The following is a 15,903-nucleotide window of genomic DNA, read 5'->3' as shown; positions in this document are numbered from 1 at the left end:
TGGGTGGCGAGTATCACTCGAAGACGGAAAAAAATCAGAACGACTAGACTCCGCAACTTGCCAAGAAAAGCGTAGCAGAAAGCGTTTCGGGGTGATTGTTTCTGCATTGACGTACCCACAAAGGAGTAGCTATGACGTGCATCAGGGCATTTAAGTGGTGTTTTTTCGTGTTTGGTATGGTTTGTGGGTTGGATGCCTTGGCCGATTCAGCCGTGATTGATTTGGGTCGTCGAGTACCGAAGGCAGCGGATGTTCGGGAGGGGTTATTTCCCGAAGACGCGTGCGAGGAGCTGAAACGCAACGGCTTTCAGTGCATGGGTTTCAAACCGGCTGTTCGCTTTTCAATTCCGAATGCGCACTTTCGCTTGGGCTCCGCGGATCTGCCCGATGCATTGCGCAGGCAACTGGATGTGTTTGCCGAGGTGTTGGTGACCCGACCTGCTGGCTCCCCTGCGATTGTGGTGACGGGACATGCCGATGCCAGTGGTGATGCAGCGTTCAATCTCGCCCTGTCTCAAGCACGGGCCAAGGCGGTCAAGGATTACCTGATCGGCAAAGGGGTGTCGCCCGGCTTGCTGACCGTTGAGGGCAAGGGAGCCCAGCAACTGGCTGACGTGGATAATCCGTTCTCATCGGCCAATCGACGTGTTGAAATTGGCCGAGCACCCTGACGCCATGAATCGAATGATCCAGTTCAGCGGCTCAGCGCCGCACGAGCCACTGGTGTTTCATTCAGCCACACTGCTGGAGGGGCTGTCTGAGCATGCCTGCGCAACGCTTCTGTGCCATGCTGAAAGTGCCCGTCTGGATCCCGATCTCTATTTGGGAAAAACACTGGCTTTCAGTTTTGAAACGCGCGATCAACAACACCGGCACTTCCAGGGGGTGGTTGTTCAAATGCAGCTTGGGGACATGGCGTCCCAAGGGGCATGCCTGTACCAATTTGAACTTCGCTCGTGGACCTGGTTGCTCACCCGCAATCAGGACTTTCGCGTGTACCAGCAACAGTCCGTGGTGGACATTGCCAAATCCGTGTTGGCCAGGCATGCACACCCGGCTGTTCAATGGCGCGATGAGACTCGACAGCAGCACCGGGTTTGGGACTATTGCGTTCAGTTTGGGGAGAGCGATTACCATTTTTTATCGCGACTGTTTGAACAAGAGGGCTTGTATTTTTATTTTGAGCATTCCGAGCAGGGCCACACGCTGGTGCTGGTGGACGACATGGCTGCACACAGGCCCAGTGAGGATTGCCCAAGCCTGACGGTGAATTCAATTGCACACGGTGGTCGCTTGACGGAACAAGAGGTGGTTCAGCGCTGGACTGCGACGAAACGCATTCAAGCCCATCGCCATGCCCACAGCGATTACAACTTCACCACGCCTTCCGCCGCGTTGCTGACCCAGCAAGCTGGTCAGGTCTTGCCGTACAACCAGCCCTTCGAATTGTTTGAATACCCCGGCGAATATGACACTGCAACCGAGGGCACTGCCTACAGTCAATTGCGACAGCAAGAGTCTGCTGCGCAGGCTTGGGTTTTTTCCGGGCACAGCAATGCGCGAGGTTTGAGGGTTGGTCGGGTGTGTTCAATTGCGTGTCCTGACAACCCGGTGTTGACGGACACCGTGTTGCTCACACGCACCCAGATTGGCCTTCGGGAGGCACCTGTCGAAGGGCACGGGGGCGGAATGTCCATCTTTCAGTGTGACTTCGAGGCCATTCCCCATGCGACGCCTTTCCGGGCTGTGCGCAAAGCCCGCAAACCCCTGGCCAAAGGCCCCTTGCCCGCGCTTGTCGTCGGGCCGGAAGGTCAGGAAATCTACACCGACGAGTTTGGACGGATCAAAGTCCAGTTTTATTGGGATCGTTATGGTCAGCGCAATGCGCACAGTTCTTGTTGGGTGCGTGTGGCCTTTCCTGCGGCAGGCAAGGGTTGGGGATTTGTGACGGTTCCCAGGATCGGACAGGAAGTGTGGGTGTCGTTCGAAGATGGTGATCCCGATCGCCCCCTGGTGACGGGTGTGCTCTATAACGCGGAACAACCCGTGCCTTACCCCCTGCCAGATCAAAAAACAGTGTCGGGTTGGCGAACCCGCTCAACCGAGCATGGCACGGCCAGTAACTTCAATGAGCTGCGCTTTGACGACAAGCGGGGCGAAGAATATGTCTGGTTTCAGGCGGAGAGGGATTACCGCGCATTGATCAAACATCACAGCCAGGTGGAAATTGGCGCGGACTCCCATCTGCTGGTCAACGGGCACCTGATCGAACAGATCAAGCAGGATGTGTCCAGGCATGTTCTGGGCAAAGTCATGGCACAGATCGAGGGCATGTTGAATGTGCGTGTCAACGACGATGTTCGGATACAAGTCCAGGGTGCGCTGGATCTCGGCGTGCAAAGCGACATGACGGTGAACACCGGTGGAACCGGATCGCTTGAATCCACTGGCAGTCTTGAGGTAAGGGCTGGGCAGGGATTGAATGCCAGCAGCCCAGCCAGCATCAACCTGCATGCAGGCTCTGCACTCCACCTCACAGCTGGTGCAGGTCTGAGTTTTACTTGTGGTGCCTCCTCGTTGCTGGTGTCCCCGGCAGGCGTGTTTTTGAATGGCCGTGCCGTACTTGTCAACGCTGGCGGATCGGTATCAGTAGCCAGCACAGCCAAGCCAGGCTCACCCGATGAGCCTGAAAAGCCAGCCCCTGTATCACCACCCGTTGATCCATTGGCGGGCGTTGGCTCATGATTCAGGCCTGGGTGCTTGCCCCGCTGGAGGTGGGCAGTCAACGACAAGCCGATTGGACACTAAGTCTGCGACCGCCCACCGAGAAGGTCTGGCTGGCTGAGCATCTGCAAGCCTGGTGTCTGCCTGCCAACAAAATCGACCCCCATTCGTTGGCGCTTCCATGGTCGGCTGCGCAAGATGCAGTGGTGTTGTGGTTGAACGACGACACTGTGTCAGCGAAAAATAGGTTGCGTCGCTTGAACCGTGCGAAATCTGCCAACGGAAATACGGTGTGGTCCCCATGGTATGTGCCCGATTACTTGGCGCTGTGTTTGCAGTCGCCACAGTCATCAGCCTGGTGGCTGGGTGTTGAAGCGATTAGTCTGTGTCGTCAGCATGTCTGGGAGACACAGTATCGACCGGCCGATTGGGCAACCCCCATTGATCGTGTGCAGCCAATGGAGCATTCGAGACTGACTGTCTGCCAGGGTTCATTGATTGAAGATTCTTTGCATGCATTGTCTGCCCGCTTGCATGCAAAGGCTTTGTCGTCGGTGATGGCGGCCGCTGGTGTGCCAATACCCGAGGATGCAGGGCTTTTGGGTACGCACTGGTTAGGCCTGGCGCTTGATCATCCATCGGCAACTGCCCATGATGTGGCTGCCAGTTTGCTGTGCAGCATTTACTTCCAGGGATTGATGCGTTGCGAAACCGCGTTGCGCCTGTGGAACCCGCTGTTGGTTCACCAGGCGTTGACGACACCGCCAGGGGATGCCGCGCGTGCGACCAAAACCGAAGCGCTTTTGAATGGCCTGCATGCGGTACACCAACAATTTGCCGGTATGGGCATGGCCCTGGATGTGTTGGGCACAGGTGGCCGTTCTGTAAATTGGGCTGAATGGCTGTTGAATGCGGATGATCAGTCGGGCTCCCCCATTGGACCCATGACATTGGGCTTTGCCGGCAGTGACCAATGGCCACGTGCCGATTTGTCGACCTTGCCCAGCATTCCTGCAGATGCCCTGTGGGTGCTGAAACAGGCTGCATCGCCCCGTTACCTGCCTGGAAGCCCTGAGTTGGCACAGTGGTCAGTGTGTGTGCCCAGTGATTCACAGGCGCAATACCCCTTGAAAACCCTGCGTGTGCGCGATGACCGTGTGTTGCATGTGCAATTCGATTGGCAAGGGGGCGCCCCGGTGTTGTCGTGTGGTCCAGCTGACAAAGCAGAGCGTATTCAATTGAATCGTATTGCAGAGTATCCGCTGGACACTGCCCTGTGGTTTGATTCATGGTTGGTACCCTTGCCTGCCGCTAACACTGAGCGGGATCAAGGTTTGATTCTTGGCGCCATGCTGCATGCCCGTGCAGAACTTCAAGGCTGGTGGATGCAGACGCCTGGAAGCCATGGCATGGTTTGGCAGTGGCATGTTGAACACCAGCTCCATGCAGAGCCCACGTTATCGGATAACGGGCATGAATGGGTCACCCTTCATGGCATGGTTGGTCCCCAGTCTGTTGAACTGCGGGTTCGAATACAGCCCCCGGTTGCAGCCCATGAGTCGGGGTCCACCCTGTGCAGTACCGAGCATTTGCTGACCGGTCAGCCGTTTTGGTCACAAACCCTGACATGGCCTTTGTTGATAGCGCTGGTGTCTGTGCGAAAGCCGGGCTGGCCTGAGTGGCAATTGTCGGAGATACAGTCTGGCTGCGTGGCGCTTCGGGTGCGCTTGTGGCGTGACCTTGCCGATCATCTTCAAGCCAGCGCAAGTCTGGATTATCAACCACCTGTGGTGCAAATGACGGGCTGGTGCGCATGGCAGGGAATCTTATCCCGTCGCATCGTGCTGGGCCAGGAGCAGACCTTGCAGCAATGGGAGTCCCCACATGGATAAATTGTTGTGTCTGATGCTTGAACCGCTCGATCAGCGGGTGGAGCTCCAACTCAATGGTGTGGTTGTTGGTAGTGTTCCGGCGGGTTCGCCTTATTCCAGGCCCATTCATGAATTCGTGCGTGCTGGTGAAAACCGTTTGTGCATCACGGTACCCAGCAATCACCAGCACCGACTGGGCAGGCCGCTGGAATTGAATTGTCGCTTGGTGTTGAACAAACACCGCGGCGATCAGCATTGGGTTGAACCCGAAGTGCTGTACGAGTTCACCACGAATCGGGCCATGGGTGAGCGCTTGGACCGCCAGCGCGCGCTGGATGTGGCCTTTGATCTGCCGGTGCGCTTTCCCGTTTGGGATTTTTTGAATGTGCCGCCACCGCTGGTCCTGGATAATCTTCAAGACCGGCTTGAGGATTTTCTGTTCCGCTGGATTGCTGCTTGGGACGCACGTGACCTCGATTTTTTGTTACCACGCTACACCCGGCGAAATCGGGAATTGTCCCTGGCATATGGCCAGGATCATTCCTCGCAGCAGCATCAGTTTGGTGTTCATCTGCAAACCCTGATGAGTACCCATGCCCTGGATGATGCGGCACGAGAGCCAACACAGTGGGTATTTCAGTCCCAGCGCAAATCAGCACTTCATCGGGTTTGCAATGCCCAGGGCGATGACTTGCTGCGTTTTGTTTCGACCGCTGGTGACGGAACGTGGGTGTGGCCACATCACCTCGCTGTGTTGCCGGACGATGTTTATATCCTGAGGTGATGGTATGCAGGCTGAATTTGAATTTCGGATTGTGAAGGACCATGACATGGACCCCAGTAACCCGTCCCTGCCTGCAGCCCAGGTGTTGACCGTGGGTGCGGGCAGTGGGATATTCGGTCGCGCACCGGGTTGCCGATATTCGGTGCCCGATCCGAGTCGGGTTATTTCCCGGGAGCATGCATTGATCGAACGGCATCAGGATGAGGTCTACTGGACCCCTCGTGGTTCCAATCCAACTCAGCGCCGGGGAGAAGTGTTGCAGTCTGGAAAACGCCATCCGTTGGTGCCTGGTGATGTGCTGGAATTGGGGCCTTATCAAGTGTATTTTGTAGCGCGTGAATCAAAGCCGTTTGAGTTATCGCCGCTGCCGTTGTCACCTGACGCCGATCCAGTCTGGCTGCAAGACCCTTTGGCGCGAAGCACCTGGTCAATTGATGCAGTGCTGGGCTCAGTGCCTGAGCCCATTGCATCCCCCCTGCCTGTCGAGCCCACGCCGCTGCCAGTTCGAACGCCGGTGCAATCGCATCGCCTATGGCTGGATGATCTGGATGCACCGTCGCCTGCATTGCAATCCGAGCCGCAGGGGCTACAGCCGACAGCGTCCGCGGATTGGGTCGATGCCTTGGGACTGCGATTTGTTCAACCCTGGGATCCAATGCACACCGAACGTCTCAAGGTGGTGATACACCAAAGTTTGGCGCTGCTGTTGTCATTGCTGGAGGCTCGCCGATTGGTGAGACAGGAGTTGGGTGGCCATCAAACCACCATTCGAGCTCGTTCAAACAATCCATTGAAGGTGGCAGTCAGTGTTCCGCAAGCGTTGGCCCAGTTGATCCATCCCGATTCGGAGGCTTACCTGTCCACCGAGCAGGCGTTTGAAGAATTGTCCAGCGATCTGCTCAATGAATCGGGTCATTTGCTCAATGGTATCCGTCACGTCATGGCAAAGCTGGATCAACATTTGGCACCCCGGCACATTGAGCGTCAGTTGGAGCGCATGAGTGGCATCACATTGCCCATCGGTGTCCATCGCAAAGCCCGGATGTGGGATCTCTATTGCCAGCAGTTTCAATGGTTGCGCGGTGAGCGATCACTGCCGTTTGCCAGCCTTCTGGAGGATGTGCTGCGAGACGCACCTGGGCCCCGACAGGACACTTGAATGGCAGAACGAACGGTGCAGTGGACTCCGGGTCCACTGCTGGAACTTGATGTGTCCGCCGTCAGTGAGCAAGGCAACCGACCCAGCAACCAGGACGCTGTTGTCTGGCACTTGCAGTCTGGTCAATTTGTGGGGGTGGTGGCTGACGGTGCAGGCGGACATCGTGGCGGTGAAGTGGCGTCACGTCTGATCATCGAGTCGACCCTTCAGCACCTGCACAGCCTGCACGCGTTACCAGCGCAAGCGGCGTTGAGAACCTGGCTTGAGGATTGCAACCAACAGATTCTGAATCAGCAAGCCCTCAATCCAGCCTTGTCTGACATGCATTCCACCGCGTGTTTGTTGGTCATCGATGTGCATTGCCGATCGGCTGCCTGGGTTCATGTGGGTGATACACGGCTGTACCAGGGGCGGGCCGGTCGAATGGTGTTCAGGACTCGCGATCACAGTGTGCTGCAGTGGCAGGCGGATCATCCGGGCAACTGGCCATCGGTGGGCCGCAACACCCTGTATAGCGCTCTGGGCCAGCCGACGAAGGACATGGTTTGCCAGGTCGATGCGTGCATCTCCCCCCTGCAAGCGGGCGATTGGTTTGCGCTGTGTTCGGATGGAGTGTGGGAACAGGTGACCGACGACGAAATGGCCGCTATTGTGGCCTGTACGGCCTCTGCCCAAGAGGCTGTGATGCATTTACACGCTGTGGCCCGAAAACGCGCTGCTGGACGCGCCGACAACATGACCACCTTGCTGGTTCGGTTGTTGGCATAAACGGGGTATGGGTTAGTTCCGCAGGTTGATGCTGGTTCAACGACGCCATTCGTGGTTTTGACCATGTTGTTGTTCAATGCGTTTTTTGCGTTTTTCAGGAACTGAGCAATGCTTGGATTGAAGTGGGTCTTGGGGTGTGCAGCCATGGGGTTGATGTCCATGGTTAGTGCGCAGGTGAACACGCCCACGCCGCTGCTAAACGAGTCGACACCGATGCAGGAGCAGCGCAACCGTCCGCTTGAGGCAGATCATGCGCAAGCACTGCCCTCCGGTGTTACCCCTGAACTGGTCAAACCCCTGAGCGATTTATCCGTCGATGTGGAGCGCTATGCCATTGAGGGCTACGCACCTGCGGACACGGCGGCATTGCAGCAACAACTCAAAGCCTACACCGGGGCAGGCCGACATTTTGAGGACCTGTCCAATGCGGTTCAGGTGGTGACCGCCTATTTGCAACGCGACCTTGGGCTTTACCTGGCGTATGCCTACCTGCCTGCGCAACATGTGAGCAACGGTGTGGTCCGTATTCAGGTGTTACCCGGCGTGTTGGACAGGGTGGAAGTGCAGTGGCCGACTGAAGACCTGCGGGTCAAGCGCAGCGTGATTGAATCACACTTGAGTGCGTTGAAGCCGGGTCAAATCATTCGGGTATCCGAGATTGAGCGGGTGGTGTTTTTGCTCAACGATCTGCGTGGAATTCATGTGCGCTTTGCCGTCAAGCCAGGTGACCAGCCCGGCAGTGCGGTCCTGGTGGCCATGCCTTCTCAGGGTGATGTTCTATCGGGAAGCGTGTCGCTGGATGCCAATGGCTCCCGCTTTGCTGGCAGCAATCGGACCACTGTGTCAGCCTATTGGGAAAGCCCTCTGGGCTTGGGTGATTCCCTGTCGCTCAGTCACCTGCGCTCCGACACTGGCGGGCTGGCGTTTTCGCTGTTGGGATACACAGTGCCGGTTGGGTCAGATGGTTTCAAATTGGGACTGAATTCATCCACCGTGCACTATCGGCTGAACAACAATGATTTTCCATTGGACTTGAATGGAGAGGCCACCACTGTGGGTGTGTTTGGACTGTATCCACTGGTCCGTTCCCGAAACTTGAACTTATTTGTGTTGGCGGGTCAAGACCACCGCAACTTGACGGATCGCCAGTCGCTGGCGGGCCTAGAGACCCGCAAAACCATCGACAGTGTGCGATTGGCCCTCTCCGGCGATGCACGCGATGCTGCTCTGGGCGGCGGTTTGAATTTTTTCAACTGGACACTGGAGCAAAGCAAAACCTTTTACCCCGCTGGTCGACCTTTTGGTCTGGACGATGAGCCTCGATCATTGCGCAGCCAATACAGCTTTGCACGTTTGCAGACGCTGGTGCCAGGGCAATGGATGTTGTGGGCGAATGTGCGGGGCCAGGATGCCTATGACAACCTGGACAGCAGTGATCAATGTGCGCTGGGGGGCTCAACAGCAGTGCGTGCATTTGCGCAAGGGGAGGCCGCTGGTGATACTTGCACCTTGGCCACGCTTGAGCTTCGGCATGTGTTGAACAATGCGTGGCTGGGCAATGCAGGTCTCAATATGTCGCTGAACCTGTTTTATGACCAGGGTCGGGTACATCTGAGGAACGACGCATCAGGTCGACCATCCAGTTTTAATAATCTGACTGAACTGGCGGGCTATGGTCTTTCCTTGTCATGGGAGATGGATCAGCGGTTTGCATTCAACCTCAGCGTGGCCTGGGCGCTTCAGGGGCAGCCCAAGTCCGATCCCAAGATTCAAACCCCTCGCCTGTTCGCCACCCTCACTTACAACTTCTGATTGGAGAGACCTATCGTGCGCGCTTTCAAGCTCAAGCCGCTGGCGGCTGCTGTCTTGTGGATTTGCTCTGGTGCCGCACTGGCACTGCCGGAATTTCAGGCCAACCCGGGCGGTGGCGTCACACTCGATACCTCGGTCAATAAAACGCTGGTGGTGAATCAGACATCCAATACACCGGTGGCGACTGTGTTGTGGAAGAATTTCTCGGTGGGCAGTGGCGAAACAGTCCAGTTTGTCCAACCAGATTCCCACGCTGTATTGCTGAATCGGGTCACAGGCCGTGAAGGATCTGACATTCTCGGCCAATTGAAATCGAATGGCCGACTGTTTTTGATCAACCCCAACGGCATCGTGTTTGGAACCAATGCCCAAGTCAATGTGGGGGCACTGGTGGCTTCTACCCTCGATCTTCAAGGGCCAGTCAAGCAGGGGGCGGTGCCGCTGGCAGCCGATAAAAATACTGGTGATATTCAACTAAATGGGGTGATTGAAGGTCAACAATTGGCCTTTATTGCACCCAGCATTTCGCATGCAGGCACCTTGCGAGCCACGTCAGGTGGACAGGTTGACTTCTTGGCTGCCAGTGCGGTGACAGCCAATGTCCAGGGCGACTTCATTGCATTTCAAGTGGATGCCGGGCATGAACAAGCGTTGATTCAGCAATTGGGCCAGATCAATGCGCCCGATGGCACGGTGATACTGGTGGCCCGCAGCACCGGCAGTGGCAACCCCAGTGTGCTGAACACTGGGGGGTTGGTGCAGGCACAGTCGTTAATTGCACAGGGGGATCAGGTTGTACTGGCTGGTACGGTCGATGGTGCACTGTCTGTTCGGGCTGACCATGTGAGTCAGGCCCAAGCCGTCAACGTGCGTGGATCTGCAGATTTGGTAGCCAATATGCTCACGCTGGACCATGCGCAAAACCAGTTTCAAGGTGTGGTTCGTATTGCAGCAGGCGATGCACAATTGAAGACTCAAGGCGATGTTCAACTGGCCGGGACGGCGGATCATTTGATGGTCAGCGCGCAACATCTGCAGATTGCCCAATCCGGTATGCGGGTCAATCGCGATGCGGTGTTTATCGCCACGGGCGTGGCCCAGTCGTCGTCAGGCAGTACTACCCTGTCGGTTGGGGGTGACCTCACCGTGTCGGCAGACCAAGTTGGCCTGCGCAACACCAAAAATGCCGTGTCTGGAACCATCAATCTCACCGCCCACGAGGCGGACTTGGCTGTCACTGGTACCCTTCGGTTGCTGAATCCCGCTGTGCGGGGTGCCTTGACCATGCAGGCTGATCAAGTGCAGGTGGTGGCCAAGGATGCGCTGCAGCTGGGTGTTCAGGCGGATTCCCTGACTATGCAGTCCACGGGTGCTGTACACCTGAATGCCAGTGCACTGGGTAGCCTGACGGTTAAAACCTCGCAAGGGATTGATCAACACGGTGCATTGCAGGTCAGCGGAAACAGTGATTTGCAGGCGGATTCAATAGTGCTTCAAGACCGCAGCAATCAGTGGCTGGGCAATGTTCAACTGCAAGCCCAGGAAGCCCGAATAGACAGCGCCGCTTCTTATTCAATCACCGGTTCTACCGACAGTCTGGATGCCCATTCCGGGAAGACATTAACCGTGGGGGCAGCGGGTTTGAGCACCCAAGGCGAAACAAGCCTGGTTGCCCAACGCTTGGCGCAAGATGGCGCATTGATGGTGGCTGGCCCCTTGCATTTACAGGCCGCACAAGTGGACTTGTTCAATGCGAAAAATCAGTTGACCGGACCAGTCTCGGTGGATGCAGGCACGCTGGCATTGGCGGCCAAGTCTGACCTGATATTGAGTGGTCAGTCCGATGCGTGGACAGTACAAACCCCGGGGACAGTGACCCAATCGGGTGCCATCCGGTCCGCAGGGCCTGCAGATTTCAATGGTCGATCCATTGAGCTGACACACACTGACAACCACTGGGGTGGAACGGTCGCTGTGCGTGCGGCCAATGTGCAGTTGACCGGTGATGAACGGATCACCCTGGGCCAAAGCCAGGTTACCGGCACTTTGGCTGTCAATGCACCGCAATCCATTGAGCAAGTGGGTGCTTTGAAGGTGGATGGCCCCAGTCAGTTTGAAGCCCGGAATATCGACTTGCGGCATGGCGAAAACCTGTTGGGCAGCACAGTCACCGTGCACGGAAACACCGCTGCACTTCATTCACAGCGCAGCCTGACTGTACTGGGCCAGGTTGATGCACTCACGCTGAGCACAGCGGACCAGGCCACTTTGGCCACAGGTCCGCTTCAAACACTGGATGTGACGGCCAGCAGCATTGTTCAAGCAGCCCCTGTTGTGGTGGAAGATCGTGTCCATTTGAAGGCCAACACAGTGACCTTGGCGGACACGCACAATGATTTTGGCGGGGTGGTGGATGTGACCGCTGAGCAGCTTCAAATCTCGGACCAAAACAATCTGGTGTTGCAAACCCAGGCCAAAACCGTGGAGGTTCGTGGACAGTCGGTGACGCTGACAGCACGGGGTGATGTGGATTTGCGAAGTACGCAGGTTGGCGGCCTGAATGCCCGGACGGATGGCGTGTTGACCTTGCACTCGGATGGCCTACAGACGGCTGTGTTGGATGCCCATGGCATTGTGTTCGACAGTGTTGGCGGCATGGATGACTTGACTGCGAAGGCCGATTTTATGTCGCAGAAAAATGCGTTGACTGTCAACAACGCGACGCTGAATGCGGCGCTGGTCAACCTGAGCAACCATCAGAATGATTTCAAGCAGACGGTCACGGTCAGCAATCCCGCAGGGGGCCAGTCAGTGGCGACCCTGAGCGACCGGAATGATTTGCAAGTGCAGGGCACCGACCTGACTTTGGGTGGGCAAATCGGCGGTGCACTGGTGGTGCATGCTGATCGACTGACCCTGGCCGGCAGCACCGTGCAGGGTGCTGTGGACCTGTTTGCCGATCGTGTGGAACAAACCTCCACACCCGGCGATGTCGTGCATTGGGGCAATGCCCGTATTCAGGCTTCTCAAATTGATCTGGATCACGCACAGAATGCCATTCAGGGTGATCTGACCCTGGTGGGCAATGGGGTGGCCAGCATCACCAACCGGCCGTCGTTGACCGTGGATACAACTTCATGGAGCGGTCCGTTGAGTGTCCATACGCAAGGCGATGCGCGCCTGACATCCAACGCACTGACACTGGGTGACACTGTCGTTCAAGGTTTTCTGGATATTCAGGCTCAATCGGTGAGCCAGGTCGGCAGTCTTGAGGTATCTGGACAAACAGCGATTGCAGCATTGGGAGGTCAGGTTGAGCTGACCGGACCCAACAATCAGTTTGGATCCAGCGTCAGCGTGGTGGCCAATCGGCTTGATTTGAAAGCCCGTGGTGATCTGAATCTCGCACAACTCACGCTGGACGCTGGGGGTACCGTGGAGGTTGAGCGCAAGCTGCTGCTCAATGGTGTTGTGGAGTTGGGGGCCGGCCAACTGGACTTTGTGGCGCGTGGTATCCCCAAGCCTTTGTCGTCGGCCGATGTAGCTCTGAAGTTGCCTGCTTCGCTGGATGTGTATTCTGCAAAAGAGGCCGTGGAGCCCACCACAGGTTTGGGTCGAATCGAGATCGCAGCGCCAATGATTGAGCAGACCGGTGGCAGCATTCGAACCCAGGCCGTCAGTCGGTTGAATTTCAGCAGCTTGGGCAATGGTTCCGTGTTCTTGAACCAACAAAACCAAGTCGAAGGTACATTGGGCGTGTTGGCAGGGTCAGCCAGTAGCCAGGCCTACACCTACCGGGCCGATCAAGGCTTGAGTTTGGTGAGCGTTCAAAACGCAGCGCCGTTGGTTGTCGGGGGTGGGGGTATCGAGGGTGACATGGTGGCGATTGCATCCGCAGGCTTGCGAACCGAAGCTGGACGCCAAATCCGTGCTCGCCTGCCCTACAACGACACCGCAGCTGGTGAGCGGGCCTCGTTTCCGGGCTTGACATTGTCCATTCCAAGCACCCAGGGCAGTCGAGTGGGCGACAGCCAGGTCTACCCCTTTGGCGCTGGTGGTGTTGGCGCCAATGCCGGTGGCGGGGCAATCGCCGTGGCGGTGGGTGAAACCACTCGCAAGGGCTTGGGGGGTTATGTCACTGTGTTGCCAGTGGATGGTGCCAAGCAACTGCCGGGGCAAGTGGTGTTTTTGTCCGGTCCGGACAACCCGGGTGTGTACGCATTCTTTTACGATGGTGCCCGTGACTTGACGCGCATACCGGTGAGTTACAACGGCTCGTTGTTGCTTTCCCCGCAGGAGGCTGCAGCCCTAACCTCTGCTCAAGGTGCCTTGGTGCTGGCACGGCAAGAACAGACCATGTCGGTGGTCCGCACAGAAAACGTGGCCAGCCGAGTCATCAACGGGGTGGTGGTCGAAGTGGGGCCTGGGCGACCGGCCACTGAAGGTACTGGAGAATTGATGCGGCCTGCATCATGCGAAGGAGGGGACGGTCATTTGACCTGTTCACCCTGAAAACCGCTATGCTACAGGCTGTTAATTTTTGCTCAACACACAACAAGGAGACAGCATGAGCAACACAGCGTTGGCATTGAATGGTTTGATTGCCTGGTATTTGATTTTGCTGGGCATGATTTGGTTGATCCGCGCTGGGCTGACCACGTTCACCAAACGCCCAGCCAACAGTTACAGCCCTGACGGTGCTGATGTCAGCCCGTTCTCCCAGCGCTTGTGCCGCGCACACGCCAACATGTACGAAGGCTTTCCCTACCTGGCGGGCCCTTTGCTGTTGGCTTTGGCCACAGGCAACACCAGCGTGACCGATGGTCTGGCCTGTATCCTGTTGGGGGCTCGTGTGCTGCAGTCCACTGTGCACCTGATTTCAACCAGCAATATTGCCGTGCAGGCGCGTTTTGCCTTCTTCGTGGTTCAGTGGGGTATCGCGGCGTACTGGGTGGTTCAGTTCGCCGGGCTCAGCCACTGAGCTCCCTCATGAGCGTATTACTCTGCTTTTTGAACGGCCTGCTTCGCCAATTGTTCCAAGGCATTGCAAAGCAGGTTGAACACATATCGGATGGTGCCGATGGATGCATCGGCCACCTTCTGTCCCATTCGTCCCAAGAACGCCATCACGCCGTTTAACCACAGCATCACTTGTTCTCCCGCCTTTACAGCCCCACGGGCGTACTGGGACAGTATTTCGGCAATTTGATCCAACGTGGTGAATGCCCCTGTGCCAAAATACTCGACCGAGATCAAACCACCCACACCCGCGCGCTTCATCAACAGGTGTAATGCATTGCTGAGAACATTGAGCAGATCGGCTGAATACATGGCACCAGTGTATTGGCTCAGCCCGCTCAAGAAACCATCGCCATCCGTCAGGGCTTTGTTAAGCTTTTGTTTGAGTTTGTCTTGCTTGCCACGCGTGTCGCGAATCAGTTGATCCCAGCTTCGATTTTTCATACTGGAATAACCGACACCCAGACGGTGTTGGTTAATGCTGATTTTAAACATGCTGCCGTCCAGCAATATATGCCCGTGGGAATGGGGGGCATGCATGAAGGGAAAGCAGGGCACCATGGTGACGATGTCGGATTGATTGGCCACTCGCTTCACCCGCGCTTCATGGAGTGTGTTGCTGAGGTGCTCTGCATAGGCCCAGCGGCCCACCCGGGGTGCTGCCAGCGAGTACAGGTAGGTGGTCAGACCCAACGCGTTGAAGGCTGCAGCATTGAGGTTGGCCAAAGCCCCGCCCAAACTGTGACCAACGCAGTGGATGACCTTCGGTCTGAAGGCTCGCCCGCATTGCTCCACGAGTTGTTGAACCTGGTTGACATAGCTTTGGAACGTGTTTTGAAACCCTTGGTGTACCGGATGACCCGTGGGGCCCAACACACACGGAAAATCCATGTCGGTTTCAATATCGGACCAGCTTGTCATGGTGCCACGGGTAGTGAGGACTACTTCCCCTTGACGAGCACCACCCAATTCAACCCAGAAACCGAACCCGCTCAGGGTGGATGATTTGAACCCTGCAGTTCCAGTGAGAATTCTTGTTGAATTGGTTTTCAATTTCAAATGCGGGAAGGTGCGAAGCTGCCGCGCCAAACTGTCCTCATCCTGCGTTTTTGCTTCGTAGGCCAGACGTGCCAACTCATAAACCGATGCCGGATTGAGTTCATTCATAGGACTTTTTTCCGGATACGGTGCACTTCACCATGGGGGATCCACCGATCAGTTCGTAGACAGATAGATCGCAATCAAATGTCATCGGATTTCCAAAGCCTTCAGCGCCCAATTCAAATTGGTTGATTGACCAAGACCACAGGTAATAATCCATGCCATCCAGCGTGGTCTTAAGGCTTTGTGAGACTTGAGGATTGGCCGAAAAAAAGTCGGGAGTAGCAAGTCTGCGGTGTTCGACAACAGGCAACTCAAAGTGCCCTGCTGAATCAGTGATGGTTTCATCGTCATATCGTCCCCCTTTAAATCCACCACTTTTCAGGTTGCGCTTGATGGTTAAACCTTGCAGAGGTTTTCCAGCCCAATGAACCTTGCCAATCATTGGAGAGCAATACACATATTTTTTAAACAAGAAGGCCTCCGCAGAACGAAATGGAAGTGCCAGCAGCACCAGGCTTGTGAGCGCGAGCACCCATGAAAGTCGGGCTGTTGAATATTGGGATGCAGGGTGCATGGGCAACCTCACTCCTCATCGTGGGAGACAAAGGTTACCAGTGCGGATATCCGGGTGAGAAGTGGGTGCTGGGTGTTATCACCCTGCC

General features: G+C 56.3%; 11 protein-coding genes. 9 read left to right on the top strand and 2 right to left on the bottom strand.

Annotated elements, in window-relative coordinates; genetic code table 11:
• Positions 1-176 precede the first annotated feature (176 nt).
• From NQT62_RS03290 to NQT62_RS03250, 9 genes are all read left to right on the top strand, one after another.
• On the top strand, positions 177-671 hold the full coding sequence (locus tag NQT62_RS03290; protein ID WP_256763535.1) for an OmpA family protein: 495 nt from the start codon (positions 177-179) through the stop codon (positions 669-671).
• Positions 672-675: 4 nt separating this feature from the next.
• On the top strand, positions 676-2,745 hold the full coding sequence (locus tag NQT62_RS03285; protein WP_256763141.1) for a type VI secretion system Vgr family protein: 2,070 nt from the start codon (positions 676-678) through the stop codon (positions 2,743-2,745).
• Positions 2,742-4,616, top strand: coding sequence for a hypothetical protein (locus tag NQT62_RS03280; protein WP_256763140.1), 1,875 nt, complete (start codon positions 2,742-2,744; stop codon positions 4,614-4,616). The genes NQT62_RS03285 and NQT62_RS03280 overlap by 4 nt, the downstream gene beginning before the upstream one ends.
• Positions 4,609-5,379, top strand: a complete 771-nt coding sequence (locus tag NQT62_RS03275) for a hypothetical protein (protein ID WP_256763139.1) — start codon at positions 4,609-4,611, stop codon at positions 5,377-5,379. Before NQT62_RS03280 ends, NQT62_RS03275 begins: the two co-directional genes overlap by 8 nt.
• A 4-nt stretch (positions 5,380-5,383) precedes the next feature.
• On the top strand, positions 5,384-6,538 hold the full coding sequence (locus NQT62_RS03270; protein ID WP_256763138.1) for a type VI secretion system-associated FHA domain protein: 1,155 nt from the start codon (positions 5,384-5,386) through the stop codon (positions 6,536-6,538).
• Complete coding sequence (locus tag NQT62_RS03265; protein WP_256763137.1) at positions 6,539-7,306, top strand: PP2C family protein-serine/threonine phosphatase; 768 nt, start codon at positions 6,539-6,541, stop codon at positions 7,304-7,306. It abuts the gene before it with no gap.
• A gap of 108 nt (positions 7,307-7,414) precedes the next feature.
• Positions 7,415-9,118, top strand: coding sequence for a ShlB/FhaC/HecB family hemolysin secretion/activation protein (locus tag NQT62_RS03260; RefSeq protein WP_256763136.1), 1,704 nt, complete (start codon positions 7,415-7,417; stop codon positions 9,116-9,118).
• A gap of 15 nt (positions 9,119-9,133) precedes the next feature.
• Complete coding sequence (locus tag NQT62_RS03255; protein ID WP_256763135.1) at positions 9,134-13,630, top strand: two-partner secretion domain-containing protein; 4,497 nt, start codon at positions 9,134-9,136, stop codon at positions 13,628-13,630.
• 55 nt (positions 13,631-13,685) lie between these two features.
• Positions 13,686-14,099, top strand: coding sequence for an MAPEG family protein (locus tag NQT62_RS03250; RefSeq protein ID WP_256763134.1), 414 nt, complete (start codon positions 13,686-13,688; stop codon positions 14,097-14,099).
• Between the two features lie 17 nt (positions 14,100-14,116).
• Here NQT62_RS03250 and NQT62_RS03245 read toward each other — a convergent pair whose 3' ends face one another.
• Both NQT62_RS03245 and NQT62_RS03240 read right to left on the bottom strand, forming a co-directional pair.
• A complete protein-coding gene (locus tag NQT62_RS03245) occupies positions 14,117-15,304 on the bottom strand; it encodes a lipase family protein (protein WP_256763133.1) in 1,188 nt (395 codons plus the stop codon).
• Entirely contained in the window at positions 15,297-15,815 is a 519-nt protein-coding gene (locus NQT62_RS03240; RefSeq protein WP_256763132.1) for a DUF6795 domain-containing protein, read from the bottom strand. Before NQT62_RS03240 ends, NQT62_RS03245 begins: the two co-directional genes overlap by 8 nt.
• Positions 15,816-15,903 lie beyond the last annotated feature (88 nt).

Origin of the sequence: Limnobacter humi, assembly GCF_024518835.1 — a bacterium.
GTDB classification, from domain to species: Bacteria; Pseudomonadota; Gammaproteobacteria; order Burkholderiales; family Burkholderiaceae_B; genus Limnobacter; species Limnobacter humi.
The sequence above is the reverse complement of the archived record's forward strand: the minus strand, read 5'-3'. Positions and strand labels throughout refer to the sequence as shown.

What these genes read in the sequence shown, in the direction of transcription:
- NQT62_RS03275 (WP_256763139.1), top strand. Translation starts at nt 4,609, where the DNA reads ATGGATAAATTGTTGTGTCTGATGCTTGAACCGCTCGATCAGCGGGTG.
- NQT62_RS03265 (WP_256763137.1), top strand. Translation starts at nt 6,539, where the DNA reads ATGGCAGAACGAACGGTGCAGTGGACTCCGGGTCCACTGCTGGAACTT.
- NQT62_RS03260 (WP_256763136.1), top strand. Translation starts at nt 7,415, where the DNA reads ATGCTTGGATTGAAGTGGGTCTTGGGGTGTGCAGCCATGGGGTTGATG.
- NQT62_RS03290 (WP_256763535.1), top strand. Translation starts at nt 177, where the DNA reads ATGGTTTGTGGGTTGGATGCCTTGGCCGATTCAGCCGTGATTGATTTG.
- NQT62_RS03285 (WP_256763141.1), top strand. Translation starts at nt 676, where the DNA reads ATGAATCGAATGATCCAGTTCAGCGGCTCAGCGCCGCACGAGCCACTG.
- NQT62_RS03250 (WP_256763134.1), top strand. Translation starts at nt 13,686, where the DNA reads ATGAGCAACACAGCGTTGGCATTGAATGGTTTGATTGCCTGGTATTTG.
- NQT62_RS03245 (WP_256763133.1), bottom strand. Translation starts at nt 15,304, where the DNA reads ATGAATGAACTCAATCCGGCATCGGTTTATGAGTTGGCACGTCTGGCC.
- NQT62_RS03270 (WP_256763138.1), top strand. Translation starts at nt 5,384, where the DNA reads ATGCAGGCTGAATTTGAATTTCGGATTGTGAAGGACCATGACATGGAC.
- NQT62_RS03240 (WP_256763132.1), bottom strand. Translation starts at nt 15,815, where the DNA reads ATGCACCCTGCATCCCAATATTCAACAGCCCGACTTTCATGGGTGCTC.
- NQT62_RS03280 (WP_256763140.1), top strand. Translation starts at nt 2,742, where the DNA reads ATGATTCAGGCCTGGGTGCTTGCCCCGCTGGAGGTGGGCAGTCAACGA.